At 40.0% G+C, this 15,597-nt stretch carries 14 protein-coding genes; 12 read left to right on the plus strand and 2 right to left on the minus strand.

What is annotated here, in order from left to right; all coding sequences use genetic code 11:
- Positions 1 to 58: 58 nt before the first annotated feature.
- The 9 genes from xsc (at position 59) to MHB45_RS08050 (ending at position 11,402) form a co-directional block, all read left to right on the plus strand.
- Positions 59 to 1,822, plus strand: a complete 1,764-nt coding sequence (gene xsc, locus MHB45_RS08010; protein ID WP_054396365.1) for a sulfoacetaldehyde acetyltransferase — start codon at positions 59 to 61, stop codon at positions 1,820 to 1,822.
- A gap of 144 nt (positions 1,823 to 1,966) precedes the next feature.
- Positions 1,967 to 3,319 carry an aminotransferase gene (locus MHB45_RS08015; protein ID WP_340908154.1) on the plus strand — a complete coding sequence of 451 codons (1,353 nt, stop codon included), beginning with the start codon at positions 1,967 to 1,969 and terminating at the stop codon, positions 3,317 to 3,319.
- 152 nt (positions 3,320 to 3,471) lie between these two features.
- Positions 3,472 to 4,221, plus strand: coding sequence for a PIG-L family deacetylase (locus MHB45_RS08020; protein WP_053087360.1), 750 nt, complete (start codon positions 3,472 to 3,474; stop codon positions 4,219 to 4,221).
- Between the two features lie 33 nt (positions 4,222 to 4,254).
- On the plus strand, positions 4,255 to 5,307 hold the full coding sequence (locus MHB45_RS08025; RefSeq protein WP_081088587.1) for a YeiH family protein: 1,053 nt from the start codon (positions 4,255 to 4,257) through the stop codon (positions 5,305 to 5,307).
- A 249-nt stretch (positions 5,308 to 5,556) separates the two neighbouring features.
- Complete coding sequence (locus MHB45_RS08030; protein WP_034312712.1) at positions 5,557 to 6,264, plus strand: GntR family transcriptional regulator; 708 nt, start codon at positions 5,557 to 5,559, stop codon at positions 6,262 to 6,264.
- Positions 6,265 to 6,642: 378 nt separating this feature from the next.
- Complete coding sequence (locus MHB45_RS08035; protein ID WP_237766605.1) at positions 6,643 to 8,058, plus strand: sigma-54 interaction domain-containing protein; 1,416 nt, start codon at positions 6,643 to 6,645, stop codon at positions 8,056 to 8,058.
- 387 nt (positions 8,059 to 8,445) lie between these two features.
- Positions 8,446 to 9,750, plus strand: a complete 1,305-nt coding sequence (locus MHB45_RS08040; protein WP_072272871.1) for a CitMHS family transporter — start codon at positions 8,446 to 8,448, stop codon at positions 9,748 to 9,750.
- A 7-nt stretch (positions 9,751 to 9,757) separates the two neighbouring features.
- A complete protein-coding gene (locus tag MHB45_RS08045; RefSeq protein WP_311199173.1) occupies positions 9,758 to 11,098 on the plus strand; it encodes an acyclic terpene utilization AtuA family protein in 1,341 nt (446 codons plus the stop codon).
- Positions 11,079 to 11,402 (plus strand): AtuA-related protein, encoded by a 324-nt coding sequence (locus MHB45_RS08050; RefSeq protein WP_048679382.1) that lies wholly within the window; start codon positions 11,079 to 11,081, stop codon positions 11,400 to 11,402. Before MHB45_RS08045 ends, MHB45_RS08050 begins: the two co-directional genes overlap by 20 nt.
- Positions 11,403 to 11,754: 352 nt before the next feature.
- Here the strand turns inward: MHB45_RS08050 and MHB45_RS08055 are convergent, their stop codons facing one another.
- On the minus strand, positions 11,755 to 12,243 hold the full coding sequence (locus MHB45_RS08055) for a divergent PAP2 family protein (RefSeq protein ID WP_048679385.1): 489 nt from the start codon (positions 12,241 to 12,243) through the stop codon (positions 11,755 to 11,757).
- A gap of 305 nt (positions 12,244 to 12,548) precedes the next feature.
- On the opposite strand from MHB45_RS08055, the gene MHB45_RS08060 reads away from it, so the two are divergent.
- Both MHB45_RS08060 and MHB45_RS08065 read left to right on the plus strand, forming a co-directional pair.
- Positions 12,549 to 12,902 (plus strand): hypothetical protein, encoded by a 354-nt coding sequence (locus MHB45_RS08060; protein ID WP_105718894.1) that lies wholly within the window; start codon positions 12,549 to 12,551, stop codon positions 12,900 to 12,902.
- A gap of 29 nt (positions 12,903 to 12,931) precedes the next feature.
- On the plus strand, positions 12,932 to 14,200 hold the full coding sequence (locus MHB45_RS08065; protein ID WP_226990402.1) for an erythromycin esterase family protein: 1,269 nt from the start codon (positions 12,932 to 12,934) through the stop codon (positions 14,198 to 14,200).
- Positions 14,201 to 14,544: 344 nt separating this feature from the next.
- Here MHB45_RS08065 and MHB45_RS08070 read toward each other — a convergent pair whose 3' ends face one another.
- Positions 14,545 to 14,985: a GNAT family N-acetyltransferase gene (locus MHB45_RS08070; protein WP_063593175.1), complete on the minus strand. Its 441-nt coding sequence runs from the start codon at positions 14,983 to 14,985 to the stop codon at positions 14,545 to 14,547.
- Positions 14,986 to 15,107: 122 nt separating this feature from the next.
- Between MHB45_RS08070 and MHB45_RS08075 the strand changes: the two genes are divergently transcribed.
- Positions 15,108 to 15,560, plus strand: a complete 453-nt coding sequence (locus MHB45_RS08075) for a MarR family winged helix-turn-helix transcriptional regulator (protein WP_340907638.1) — start codon at positions 15,108 to 15,110, stop codon at positions 15,558 to 15,560.
- Positions 15,561 to 15,597: the final 37 nt, after the last annotated feature.

Below are 15,597 nucleotides of genomic sequence, written 5' to 3' on the forward strand. Positions count from 1 at the left end.
CTGGTACGGACGTTGCAACGTCATTATCAGAAATAAATTTAATTAAGGAGAATGTGCTATGGTCGAAACAAAAATGTTAAGAGGTACGAAAGTAAAAATGACACCAAGTGAAGCCATCGTTGAGACATTAGTGGCCGAGGGAGTTAAACATATCTCGGGAATTTTGGGATCTGCTTTCATGGATATGCTTGATTTATTGCCAACTGCAGGCATTCGTTTCATTGGTGTCCGCCATGAACAAAGTGCAGCACATATGGAAGATGCTTATTGTCGTGTCTCTGGTGTTGCAGGAGTTGTCATCGGGCAAAACGGACCTGGAATGACGAATATGGTCACCTCTGTCGCAGCGGCCAATCAAGCTCATACTCCAATGGTGGTCATATCACCTTCAGCTGGTACACCAACAGTTGGATGGGATGGTTTTCAGGAATGCGATCAGGTTTCCATCTTCAAGGCAATCACGAAAGAAACGGTTAGAGTGACACACCCAGGCCGGGTCGCTGATTGCCTAAGGACAGCGTTTCGGATTGCCTATGCCGAGAGGGGACCGGTTTTATTCGATATCCCTCGTGATTACTTCTATGGTGAAGTGGAAGATCAAATACTTCAACCACATCAATATCGCGTGGATGAAAGGGGCTGCGGGTCTTCTGAATCCTTGGATAGAGCGGCAGAAATTTTAGCCGAGGCACAGTATCCGGTGATCATTTCCGGTAGGGGAACGGTTGATTCAGATGGCATTGAGGAAATTAAGAATATGGCAGAATATTTAACGGCTCCGGTAGCTGTCTCATATATGCATAATGATGCTTTTCCTGCTGATCATCCTTTGTCAGTCGGCCCAATCGGTTACATGGGTTCAAAGGCTGCCATGAATACACTTAAGAAAGCGGACGTCATATTGGCGGTAGGCACAAGATTATCGGTATTTGGAACGTTACCATGCTATGACATTGATTATTTCCCTAAAGATGCGCAAATCATCCAAATTGATATCAACCCAAGGCAAATAGCGAGGACGCACCCTGTGGAAGTGGGGATCATCGGAGATGCCCGCGAAGCGAGTCGTGAAATCTTGAAACGGTTGAAGGCTAATAAACCAAACCTAAAACAAGAAAAAGAGCGGATAGTAGAAGTTACGAATGAAAAACAAAAATGGGAAGAAGAATTGGTGAATCTTGCGATGATCGATGGAACCCCGATCAATCCGCGTCGGGCCCTATTGGAATTGACAAAAGTGTTGCCTGAAAATGCCATCGTTACTACAGATATCGGTAATGTATCTTCAACTGCAAACGCTTACTTGAAATTCAATCAGGGACGCAGGCATATCGCTGCGCTTACATTCGGGAATACTGGATTTGCATACCCATCTGCACTAGGTGCCAAATTAGCTGAGCCGAATACGCCTGTTATAGCCATTGTTGGAGATGGCGCGTGGGGCATGAGCTTACATGAAGTGAGTACGGCCGTTGAAGAAAACATACCGGTCATAGCATGTGTCTTCAATAATAATGCTTGGTGCGCAGAGAAAAAGAATCAGGTCGATTTTTATAATAACCGTTTTGTAGGGGCCGATATCCAAAATCCTGATTTTGCAGAAGTTGCCCGATCAATGGGTGCTGTAGGTATTAGGGTGGAAAAAGCAGACGAGTTAGGCGCTGTCATTGAAAAAGCAATAAAATCAAACAAACCGACTGTCATTGATATACAAGTGGATGGAACACAATTGGCTCCGCCATTTAGAAAAGATGCATTAAAAATGCCTACTAGATTATTAGAAAAATATTCTCATTTAGATCATAAAAACTGGGATAAATAAGAAAAGGTGATAGGACAGCTGCGATGACTTGATGAACGATTTGGGTCATCGCACCATCACCAATTCACTTTAAAAGGTCTGTAACAGCATGGGAACTTAACTTAGTTGCATTCAATGAATAATAAGGGGGTTTCAAAAGTGAAGATGGAAACTGAAACGAAAGACCTTGTTCAAATGGATAAAGACCATTTATGGCATGCGATGCATCGATATAATGAGAAGGATGCTCCCATGATGGCTACAGAAGGATCCGGCTCATGGTTCACAGATACTCAAGGGGATAAATATTTAGATGGTGTCTCCGGATTATGGTGCTTGAACCTTGGTCACGGACGAAAAGAGATTGCCCAGGCAGCCTATGAACAAATGATTAACTTATCTTACTTCCCTTTAACATTAAGTCATAGGCCGGCAATCGAATTATCTGCAAAAATAAGTGAACATTTAATGGGCCCTTATACAACTTTTTTTACGAACAGCGGCTCTGAGGCGAATGAGACAGCTTTTAAAATAGCCAGGCAATATCATTCCCAAAATGGAAATCAGGGTAAATACAAGTTCATCTCAAGGTATAGAGCTTATCATGGCAATACTTTTGGCGCTCTCAGCGCAACTGCACAGGCTAATCGGAGAGTGAAATATGATCCGGCGGTTCCAGGTTTCCTGCATGTTCCACCCCCGTACAGTTATCGAAGCCCGTTTGGGGAAAACGTTGAAAACTCCGATTTGCTTGCAGCTGAATATATCGATCAGGTCATTAACTTTGAAGGAGCTGAAACGGTAGCGGGTGTTATCCTTGAACCATTCATCTCTGGTGGCGGGGTCCTTATTCCTTCAAAAGAATACTTAACAAGGGTTTCGGAAATCTGTAAGAAGCATGATGTTCTATTAATTGTGGATGAAGTGGTTTCAGGTTTTGGAAGAACCGGAAAAATGTTTGGGTTCATGCACTCAGATGGGGTTCAACCGGATATTGTTACGATGGCAAAGGGTTTGACCAGCGGTTATCTTCCACTTGGGGCAACGGCAGTGAATTCCAGGATTTATGAGAAGTTCAAAGACAACGGAAATTTAAATCATTTCAGGCATGTGTCAACATATGGAGGCCACCCTGCATCTTGCGCAGTTGCGCTAAAGAACATTGAAATCTTGGAAAATGAAAACATCGTTCAACGAGTATCTGAACTTAGTGAGTCGACACTTAGCGCGCTCTTTGAATTGACAGCTCTGGATAAAGTAGGGGAAGTTCGGGGAGTTGGGTTTTTATATGGCATTGAATTAGTGGAAGATAAAAAGACAAAAATGCCTGTTTCCGAAGAGTTCATGGGTGAAATAATCGGGGCTTGCAAGGCAAAGGGTCTTATCATCGGACGTAATGGTGATACGGTTCCTGGATATGGTAATGTACTCATCATTGCACCGCCTTTATCTTCGACCGTTGAAGATTTACGCTTTGTCATAGAAACGGTTAAATCCGTTTTATGTGAATTATGCTAATCAAAAAGAGGATAAGGTATAGGGTGCTATCTATATAGAAGAAAAAAATGAAGATGGGCATGATATGTCTAGCTGATTTGACATCCATGTCCATTTTTTCATATTGAGTCTAACAGTGTGGGAAAACTGGGGAATCCAAAACAGGAGGAAATATGCAATCACAACTAAGGTTATTGGTGGTTCTGGCACATCCCGATGATGAGTCATTCCTGTGTGGGGGAACCATTGCTAAAATGTCTGAGCGAGGTGTTCAGATAACTTTACTATGTGCGACAAAAGGCGAAATGGGCAGACGAATGGGAAATCCCATTGTAACAACAAGGGAGGCATTGCCAGAACTAAGGGTGGAGGAGTTAAAAAGAGCTTGTGAAGAATTGGGGATCAGTGACCTGCGATTTTTAAACATAAGGGATAAAACGATTGAATTTGAAAGCTTCGATTTATTGGCGGAGAGAATCGTAAAGGTGATTCGTGAAGTTCAACCGGATGCACTAATTACATTCCATGAGAAATACGGGGGGCATCCAGACCATTGTGCGATTGGCCGTGCTGCCGCATTAGCTTTCTTAAACTCCGGTGATCCCGATTTTTATCCAGATCCATTATTTCCAGCTATTAAGGTTCATAGTTTGTACTTTGTCCTTTGGCATGCTTTTTATGATGAATGGTTAAAGGAAAACGGGCCGGGCAGTGTCACAGAAGTCAATATAGCAGGGACTTTAAAGAAAAAAATCCGTGCCTTAAGGTCACATCGTTCCCAGACTTTAGCGGTTCCTGAATTGTGGACGAATCAAAATCCAAGCTTGCCTTTTTTAAAGGAATCCGAGTATTTTATCAAAGGGAATTCACTTCCTAATCTAGAAGAAACCGATTTTTTTCAAACGATTGAAAGGATGGGATGATATTTAGTTTATCTGGAAAGGGGGAAGGAATGTATGGAATTAGAAAAATATGAGCCATTGGAAGAAACACCACAGGTGCAGCAAAACCCACTTCAAAATAAGGTGCTTTTGTGGCTGAGCGGTATCGCTTTCACTTTTTTCATTGCCCTCTTAGGCTTGGGGCTGTCGAAGATTTCAGGATTCGATCGAATCGGTCCACTTGCATGCTCGATCATCATTGCCGTGATTTATCGTCAAATTGCGGGATATCCAGAAAAGTTCCGGACGGGAATCGAATTTTCCGCAAAAAAACTTTTGCGTTTTGCCATTATTTTATACGGATTGAAATTAAATATCGATGTGATTTTTAATCAGGGACTGCCATTATTGGTACGTGACATAGGGACAGTAACATTCGCCATAGTCGTGATGGTCCTGATTGCAAAGTGGATTAAGGCAGATTCTTCCATTTCCCTTCTTCTTGCTGTAGGAACCGGGATATGCGGTGCAGCAGCCATCGCGGCAATATCTCCAATCGTGAAAGCGAAGGAAGAGGATACAGCCATAGGCGTCGGGATAATCGCTTTAATGGGAACCCTTTTCTCCATTGTTTATACACTTTTACGTCCGATCCTTCCGCTATCTGCTTTGGATTATGGAATCTGGTCTGGGATCAGTCTTCATGAAATCGCCCATGTTGCTTTGGCAGGAGCACCGGCTGGTGAAGATGCGCTAGCGATTGCACTCCTCGCCAAATTGGGCCGTGTCTTTTTACTCATCCCTTTATGTTTCATTTTTATGTATTGGATGAAAAAGCGAACATCCGGGAAAATGGGCCATGATGCCAAAATTGATTTTCCATGGTTCCTCGTTGGTTTTATAATCATGAGCCTAATAGGAAGTTATGTGTTTGGAAGCTATATTACGGTTTCACCTCTCGTAATGGATGGCATTTCCAAAGCTACTACATTTATATTGACTATGGCCATGATCGGTCTTGGACTGAATGTTAGCCTGCAGGCACTGCGAACAAAAGCCATGCGTCCTCTTTTGGCCATGACCATTACCTCTTTGCTGCTTTCCATAATTTCGTACTTTATCATTTAATATATAAGCTTTCATATATGCCTGAAATGTGATGAAGGTTGCATATAGGATAAGCCCTGAATACATAGAGCTATTCAGGTTTTTTTTATTCACTCGAAGAAAAACGGTATATGAACGCGGAAACTCAACATAATCCTAATTTAAGGGAAAAATTGAACGTTGGCATGTTTGAATATTATAACTATTTGGTTTACAATATAAGAACTGATACGAACATTACGATGTCTTTTTCTGTTTGGAGGAAATTTTATGGAGCTAGACTTTAAAAATCCAATCCCTTTACATGCTCAATTGAAAACCATATTGGAAAATCAGATTTTGGAAGGTTATTATAAAGACAAAATCCCGAGTGAAAGGGAACTGATGGATATGTATTCTGTCAGCAGGAGCACTGTACGGGAAGCCGTTTCCATCCTGGTTCGTGAGGGAATATTGGAAAAGAGGCATGGGAAGGGAACGTTCGTCTCCCTTAAACCTGTGCAAGAATGGCTTAAGATGATAAGTTTTACGGAAACCACTAAAAGCATGGGGATTAAACTGCTAGATCATGGCCGTGTAATGACACCTGAAAATATAGCTGATGCAAATGGGTTTGAGGATGAATCTTACCATATTAAAAGGCTGCGGTTACAGGGGGATGTCCCAATAGCCATAGAATTGCATTATTATTCTTTGGACCTAGGAAAAAAATTGACGAAATTCGATTTAAGTACAACCGTATTGTATGATGCACTCGAAGGTGAATTAAACATTGACTTTTGTGAAGCGGAACAAATCATAACCTGCGGCTTTCCAACAAAAGAAGATGCAGAACATTTGGGTATAGCCGAAACGATGTGCTTACTGATTACAGAACGAATGATTTTTGATTCTGATGGTAACTTAGTAGAATATTATAAAGGGTTATTCCGATCGGATATGTATTCATTCGCAATGAAAATGTCCCGGAAGAATTGAATTCCGCATAAAATGACCTAAGCCTTTCTAAGAAGCAGAGAGGCTTAGGTCATTTTCGGTTCTAAAATCATTGAGTTAGTCGGTTTGGAACCGTTTAAAAACTCCAGTCAAGATATTCTAATAAACCCTATTAGTTACAAAATGATTTCCCACGGGTTCAAGGTAGTTTTAAGATAGAAATATGGCTGATTTTTAACTTAGTAGAGACAATATCTAAGTATTATAGTATTCAACGTACACATTGAGAGGTTTTATTTGAAGAAATGGGAATACACATAACACCACAAAGGGAATGTTCACGAATGTAAGGTTTAGAGATAAAATTAAGAAATAATTTTAGATTAACATTAGTATATAAGGGTGAAAGGAGTTAATTCCTTGAAAGAGCGATCAGATAATAAAAACACTGCTTTAATTAGTGAAAATAGCATAGGCTGGTGGAAAGCAATTTTAGAGTCAATCAATGACGGTGTTCTAGTAATTGATCATAATGGGTACGTAAAAATGATTAATCCTGAATATACACGTATTACTGGTGTTACACCTGATATCATAGGGAAGCCACTGGTAAAATATCGGCCCGGAGCGCAACTTACAAAAACACTAAAAGATTGCCAGTGTCGTGTTGGGGTTTATCGAAAAACAAAAGACCGGGAATATGTGGTCGATATGGCTCCAATAATTATCAATGAACAGATTGTTGGTGCTGTGTCCGTCTGCAAAAGCTTAACTGAAGTTCATAAATTGTCACTTGAACTTCAAAAACAAAACGAGAAAGTCCGGCAGCTTAAAAAGCAAATGAATGCGCTTTATAAAGTAAAATACACTTTTGATGACATTATAGGAAAAGATGGCGGGTTGAAGGACGTTGTATATGTGGCAAAACGGGTATCCGATTCCAATTTTCCAATTTTAATTATCGGCGAAAGTGGGACAGGAAAAGAATTATTCGCACAGGCTATTCATCATGAAAGCCATCGTGGTAATAAGCCTTTTATTCCAGTTAATTGTGCATCTATTCCACCTTCTTTATTAGAAAGTGAGTTATTCGGTTATGGAGATGGGGCCTTTACCAATGCTAAAAAGGGCGGTAAAATCGGTTTATTTGAAATGGCAGACCAGGGTACGCTCTTTTTGGATGAAATTGGTGATATGTCATATGATCTCCAAGCTAAGTTACTCAGGGTGTTACAAGAAAGTAAGATCAGAAGAGTAGGAGAAACAGAAGAGCGAAATATTGATGTCAGGATTATTGCCGCTACACACCGTGATTTACAACAGCTTGTAAATAAAAATCATTTTCGCGGAGATTTGTTTTATAGACTTAATGTTATAAGCTTAAAGATAGCACCTCTTCGGGAACGAAGAGAAGATATCCCTGAACTGGTTCATTCATTGCTTCGTTCGTCATTAACTCCATCAGCAAGGGATGGTTCTATGTATACGATAGACGAACAAACTTTAGAATTTATTCGGTCATATGATTGGCCTGGCAATGTTCGAGAATTGAGAAATGTTATTGACTATGCAACTTGTATGGCGGAAGGTACGGAAATAAAAATCCACCATTTACCAGATGTAATGATGAAGCTTGAAATGAATCGCTTAGATTCTACTCTAAAACCAAATGGTCAAACACTAAAAGACATAACGGAAGAAGCAGAATCAAAACACATTCAAGAAATTTTGGGAAAGTTCGGAAATGATATGGAAGGAAGAAAAAAAACAGCAAATTCTCTAGGGGTGTCTTTGGCCACCTTATATAATAAAATGAAAAAATACCGTATTATTTAAAGTGATTTCTAAAAAATTAGAATAATATCAATAGATTTCTAAAAAATTAGAAATCCATCAAGGCCATAGAATTAGGGGATAAAATTATTTATTTGAGAATGATTAGTTATATTTTCTAAAAAATTAGAAATTGATCTACCATTAAGGAAAGCGCTAACAATAAAGCGCTTTCCTTTTTTGTTTTTTCAATTTTCTTAGTGAGTACTTAAATAGCTGATAAATCAGCATTAGAGTGAACAAACACCTAAGAATATCTAACTTAAATAATAATTTAATCTAACTTTCTTTGTTTAGGCATGGTTCTTGCAAAAAGAATAGTACACAGCAAAATTCTTTTAGAAAGGGCAATGGAATCTTTAGTAAATATGCCTTGTGGGGGGGATTAATGTGTTAGCTATTTTAGGTTGCTTGACAATAGGAGTTTTCCTTTACCTTATTATGACAAAACGTTTATCGGTCTTAATTGCTCTGGTGTTGGTGCCAATCGTTTTTGCTTTGATTGGCGGATTTGGCTTGGGAATAGGAGAAATGATGCTAGCGGGTATCGTAAAGGTTGCTCCTACCGGAATTATGGTGGCTTTTGCTGTTTTATATTTTGGACTGATGATGGACACGGGTTTGTTTGATCCAATCGTATCTAAGATGCTCCTGATCGTGAAAGGAGATCCCTTAAAAGTGGTGGTGGGCACGGCAGTTATCACGATGCTTGTATCGTTAGATGGAGATGGTGCTTCAACTTTTATGATTACTGTTTCGGCCTTACTACCTCTCTATAAGAGATTAAAGATGAACCCTCTGATTTTAGCAGGTGTAGTGGCTCTGGGAGCCGGGGTCATGAATCTTGCACCATGGGGCGGTCCAACAGCAAGGGCGATGGCAACGTTGAATGTCACGTCTGCTCAACTATTTAATCCTATTCTACCTGCTATGGTTGCAGGCATCCTATGGGTGTTGTTTTCATCCTATTTGCTTGGAAAAAGAGAAAGGGAAAGATTAGGGATTATAGATATGGAGGAAAAGGACAACATAGCTTTTCAAGAATTAGCGGTAGCGACGTTAGAATTTAAACGTCCCCAACTTTTTTGGTTCAATCTTATTTTGACACTGATTCTTCTCATCGCTTTAATCAAAGTATGGCTGCCACTTCCTACCTTGTTTATTATTGCTTTTGCAATCGCTTTATTGGTGAATTACCCAAACCAAAAACAACAGCTGGAGCGTATCACAAGTCACGCAAACAACGTTGTTATGGTTTCGACCATGATTTTTGCGGCGGGGATTTTTACCGGTATTTTGACTGGTACAAAAATGATTGATGCTATGGCGCTTTCGATGGTGTCGATTATTCCTGAAGCGATGGCGGGCTACGTACCTATTTTGACAGCGATTACAAGCATGCCTCTTAGTTTAGTTTTTACACCGGATGCTTACTATTTTGGAGTTTTACCTATCATAAGTCAAACCGCTTCTAATTTTGGAATTGACCCCATTGAAGTTGGCCGGGCAGCTATACTCGGGCAAATGACAACCGGCTTCCCATTAAGTCCCTTAACTGCCTCTACGTTTATTCTTATCGGAATGACAGGCGTTGATTTAGGGGACCATCAGCGTTTTATTTTTAAATGGGCATTTGGAACAACGATTATCATGACTATCGCAGCCCTGCTAACAGGAGCTATTACTATTATTTGAGGTGATTATGTTGATTAGAATCGGTTCAGGTGCAGGGTTTTCAGGTGATCGGTTGGAACCCGCATTACTTCTTGCAGAAAAAGGGAATTTGGATTATCTAGTGTTGGAATGTTTGGCTGAACGGACAATCGCACTGGCACACAAGCGAAAAAAAGAGAATTCTTCATTAGGATATGATCCGCTGCTTGAAAAGAGGATGGAGCTATTACTACCAACACTCATTCAAAATGGTGTGCGGTTAATTACAAATATGGGAGCAGCCAACCCGGTCAGTGGCGCTGAAAAGGTAATTGAAATTGCCCAACGACTAGGTCTTTCTATTAAAGTCGCGGCTGTGACAGGAGATGATGTATTGGCATTCCTAGATACAGATGCACTGTCTATGGAAACAAATAAGCCTCTACATTCATATGGCCCAATTTTATCGGCAAATGCCTATCTCGGTGTGGAAGCAATTTTACCTGCGTTAGAAAAAGAAGCAGACATTATTCTGACCGGGAGAGTGGCAGATCCATCCTTATTTTTAGCGCCAATGGTACACCACTTCGGGTGGTCGGTTGACGATGCAGATTTAATTGCACAGGGAACCATTATTGGCCACCTTTTGGAGTGCGGTGGTCAAATTGCTGGCGGTTATTACGCAGATCCGGGAAAAAAGGATGTTCCACACTTGGAGAACTTAGGATTTCCGTATGCGGAGGTACAAGCAGATGGTTCTGCCTTGATTACAAAAGTTCCAAATACAGGTGGAGTTATCAATCTGATGACGGCGAAAGAACAGCTTTTATATGAAGTCACAAATCCGAACGAATACATTACACCTGATGTAATTGCCGATTTTACGTCAGTAAAGCTTCGTGAGGCAGGGCCGGATCGAATTGAAGTAACAGGAGGGAAAGGAAAGAAACGGCCGGAAACGTTAAAAGTAAGCGTCGGTTACCATGCAGGGTTTATTGGAGAAGGGGAAATTTCTTATGCAGGTTCAAATGCATGGGGACGAGCACAACTAGCAGGAGACGTTATGAGAACGAGACTTGAGAAGCGTTTTGATGAATTGCGGATTGATTATATCGGTGTTTCATCCACACACCGTAATACGTTTGGACAATGGAATGAACCATACGAAGTCCGACTGAGGGTCGCAGCTAAAACATGCAGTCTAAGCGAAGCTGCTAAAATTGGTGAAGAGGTTGAATCTCTTTACACAAACGGGCCAGCCGGTGGAGGAGGAGCAAGAAAGTACACACAGGAAGTTTTAGGAATTGTTTCTTCTCTACTTCCTCGAGAAGAAATTGAAGTGAGTGTTGTAATAAAGGAGAGTGTACTGCATGAAGAGAAAACTGTATGAGGTTGCCCACAGTCGCGCCGGTGATAAAGGGAATATTTTGATGCTCTCGCTTATTCCATATCAGGAAAAAGACTACTCCCATTTATGCAAAGAAGTAACAATAGAGAGAGTAAAACAACATTTTAAGGACATTGTTGATGGTGAAATTTTTCGATACGAGGTTCCAAATATCGCTGCTCTTCAGTTCGTTTGCCATCAAGCTTTGCTTGGCGGAGTTACAATATCACTCGGAATGGATACACATGGGAAAAGTTTGAGTTACGCCTTATTGGAAATGGAAATAGAGGTACAGGAATCTATATAGAATGAGGATAAAAAAACAACAAAAATTATAAATAGTGTGTTGATGTTGCTGCTTATTTTTAACATTCTTTACTGAGCCTGGTTTTGCAAAGCAATTTTGTTTAAAAATGATTTTTAACTATTTACAAGTGTTTAAAGTATCAAAAAAACCTCTAACACCACTTAGAGGTTTTTTGTTTTCACGGTGCAAGAAGGAAAAGATAGTAAACACCTTACTGAGATGGTTTATTTTCATATTAAAAATATCTATATTTATGTTGGCAATTTATAAATCTTGGACATTCTTTTACTGTTACATTGTTCCTTACATATCTTACTTTAAAATCTAGAATATCAATGCTTGCCCACCGTTTTCAGCCGTTCGGTTTTGAGGGCTTGCCATCCTCCAATTTAGCCGAAATAAGCCCAAGGGCAACTCCCAGCAACGCACCTGCTCCCACTTCCACAGGCTGATGTCCGAGCAGTTCATTCAGTTCCTTCTCACGCTCAACATACTCAAAGCTCGGAAACTCTCCGGAAAATTTGGCCATATTATCTTCAAGATCATTCACGAGCTTAGCGATTTCGCCTGTATGGCGGCGAATCCCCTGAGCATCGTACATCACAATCACGCCAAAAACTGTCGCAAGCGATGTTTCCGTATGCAGCCATCCTTTATTCGCTGCCACATATGATGCCAGGGCGGCCACTCCCGCAGAGTGGGAACTAGGCATGCCACCTGTTGTGAAAGCCTGCTTTAGGTCCCACTTTCCCGTCAGCTTATAATGCGTTAAAATTTTCAGCCCTTGCGCAATGCCAATCGCCGACAGCGCCGTTAAAATTCCCCGATTCATCTTTTCCATGAGCAACTCCTCCACTCCAGACCAGTCCAACCCAACCCAATCCGGGAATTTATCTTCCCTCTTTTGATACCCCAAAAATATTTTTTATATGCACAGTTCCATGATGAATGAATCATGATATCACTTTTTGCTGTGTTCGAGTTCAGAGGAAGCATCATATCCGAGGTGGATTCAGGCTTGTTTTTTTACGGAAAAGGTCACTATTTCATATTAATATTTATAGGATGGGAACCTTAAGGAAAATATATAACGGAAGATAGTTAACATGGTTTTAAGGTGGCAATGGAATGAACAAGATCAAGGATATGAATCCGAAAGAGATACAAAAGATCATGACGGTAACCGAGAGAATGTCTTTCACAAAAAACTTCAGGTCCGCTACTGCAGAAGAATGGTTCGTTTTCATACCTGGCTTCAATGATCCAGGTACAGGGGGAGCTGCTGGAAAGGCTATAGTTCACTATAACCTATATGGAAACAAAGATATGTTCATTAACACCACGGTCATACTGGATGACCCTGTTCTATTTGAGGAAGAAAATTTTCAGCTGGTTTACTCTATTTGTGATGAACTTATAAATCGTCTAGTGGGATACGCTGATACTTTACTGTCCGTACACGCAGGTTCCAATTCTTATAATGCCGAGTACAAACGATAATGTTCGTAAGATAACAAGGAGGATAAACGGTGAAACATAATCTTGTTCAGTCAATAGTCGAACAATCAGTCATGCTTACAAGTGAAGCAGATTGGGATAAGCTCATTCAACAAGTTCATAATTCAAAATTTGTTTTGCTGGGTGAGGCATCACATGGGACATCCGAGTTTTACACGGCCCGAGTTGAAATAACAAAAAAGCTGATTCAAGAAAAAAGGTTCACCTTTGTAGCCGTTGAAGGCGATTGGCCCGCTTGCCAGGCAATAAATAGGTATGTTAAAGGCTATGACCTAGTGACTAAATCCGCAAAGGATGTGCTAAAAAGTTTTGACCGCTGGCCGACCTGGATGTGGGCAAACGAGGAAATGATCGACCTGATTGAATGGATGAAAGAATACAATGAGTCTGGACAAAATCAAACGAAAGTTGGATTTTATGGGATAGATATCTACAGTCTTTGGGAATCCATGGATGAAGTTATCCGTTACTTAAAACAAATTGATTCAACTGACCTTGAAGCTGCCAGACAGGCGTTCACTTGTTTTGAGCCATTCAATCGGAATAACGAGGAGTACGCAGTTTCTGCAGGCATTTTTTCGGAAGACTGTATAGAGGAAGTAGCCAAATTACTGACGACTATTCAACGAAAAAAAGAAAAATACCCCCATCACGAAGAATTGAATTTGAATCTTCAAGTAAATGCATTGGTAGCATACAATGCCGAAAATTATTACAGGACCATGGTCGTCCATGATGATAGATCATGGAATATTCGAGATATGCATATGGTTGATGCACTTAATGAAATTATGGATTTTTACGGCTCTGAAGGCAAGGCCATTGTATGGGAACATAATACCCATGTTGGTGACGCCAGCGCTACTGATATGAAGGATTCCGGGATGATTAATGTCGGCCAGGTCATTCGAGAGCAAAACCCGACTGAAGATGTATTTATCACAGGTTTCGGAACCTATAGAGGAACTGTTATAGCAGCAGAGGAGTGGGGCATGGATTTCGAAATAAAAACAGTACCCCCGGCAATGAAGGGAAGTTGGGAGGAGGCGATGCACCTTTCGGGGGCTTATGATAAGTTGCTCATTTTCACCGATGAAAATCGTCAGCTATTCCAAGGGAGGATTGGACATCGGGCGATTGGGGTTGTATACAGACCGGAATATGAACAATATGGTAACTATGTTCCTTCTGTAATGTCAGATAGATACGATGCTTTTATTTATATTGATGAAACCCAGGCCCTTCACCCGCTCGTTCAAGAAAAAGCACCCGTTCTGTAATAAAAAGACGAAGCCGTTTATGTTATAAACAGCTTCGTCTTTTTGTTGTATATCTCTCATAAAATGCAAAATATGGCCGAGTGATTTTGGGGTTAAATGTAAATCTGAAACTTGTAAACCAAACTTTCCTTTTATTTTGAAGAGTTGGAAAGGGTGGGATAAGGGACACTTTTTATGTGTGTCCCTTATCCGGGGTATAATTCACAATACAAAGTTAATAGATTAATCATTCTGTTCTTTGCCCTTTTAAAAGAGAATTGTCTGTTGGATGGTTAAAGAACAACCTAGTGTTAATAGTAAGATCCCCATCAAAGGTTATTTTTTGTTCTACTCACATTTAACACTTATTCGTTAACCAATTCCTTTATCATTAATAGATGTGGACCGCCATCTTCCATAAAGACATCGGATGAAGTCCGATAGCCGAGTTTTTTATAAAAGCCCTCTGCCTGTGTTTGCCCATGTAATTTAACCTGAGTAATACCTTGTTCCTTTGCAATTTCTTCCAACGTTTTAAGTATTATTTTCCCGAGACCAAATTTACGGTAAGGCTCCAAGATGCAAATTCTCTCCAATTTACCTAACCCATCAACAACTCTTAATCTTCCAGTTCCAACTGGCTTTTCATTATAATAGACTAATATGTGTTCAGATAAAGCATTAAGTGTATCGAATTCATCAAATTCAAATTCTAATGGGAAACCTTGTTCCTCGACAAATACTTCTTTTCTGATATGAAAGGCTATTTTTAAATCATTTTCAGTAGTTATTCTTTTTGAATCCAATGTTCTTCATTCCTTTTCTAGATTTATTTAAAAAGACAAGTCATAATAAATGTATATCCTATATTAGTATAAATGAAATTATTTTTGTTGTAAATACAACAAAAAAGTCAGGGGCTTTTTGTATGAAGGAAATACTCCGTGAAATTGGAATGATAGCAAGGGCATTGGACTCTATAAGTAATATCGAATTTAAAGAATTTGACCTTACAAAAGGACAGTATTTGTATCTTGTTCGAATATGTGAAAACCCAGGTATCATTCAGGAAAAGTTAGCAGAAATGATAAAGGTAGACCGAACGACAGCAGCTCGTGCCATTAAAAAACTTGAAATACAAGGGTTAATCGAGAAGAAAAATGATGAGGAAAACAAAAAAATTAAAAAGCTATTTGCAACTGATAAAGGTGAAAAGGTCTATCCTTATTTGAAAAAAGAAGGGGAGTATACTGACAAGGTTGCGTTATCTGGATTTTCTTTGGAAGAAACGGAAACGATGCTTCATCTTCTTCAAAGGGTTAGAAAAAATATTGAGGTAGATTGGGAATTTGTGAAAAAGGGAAATAAAAGGGGGTATTGATACATAATAAAAAAGAGGCTCGACTCCGTTTCGGAAT

Origin of the sequence: Peribacillus sp. FSL K6-5616, assembly GCF_038008245.1 — a bacterium.
Classification (GTDB): Bacteria; Bacillota; Bacilli; order Bacillales; family DSM-1321; genus Peribacillus; species Peribacillus frigoritolerans.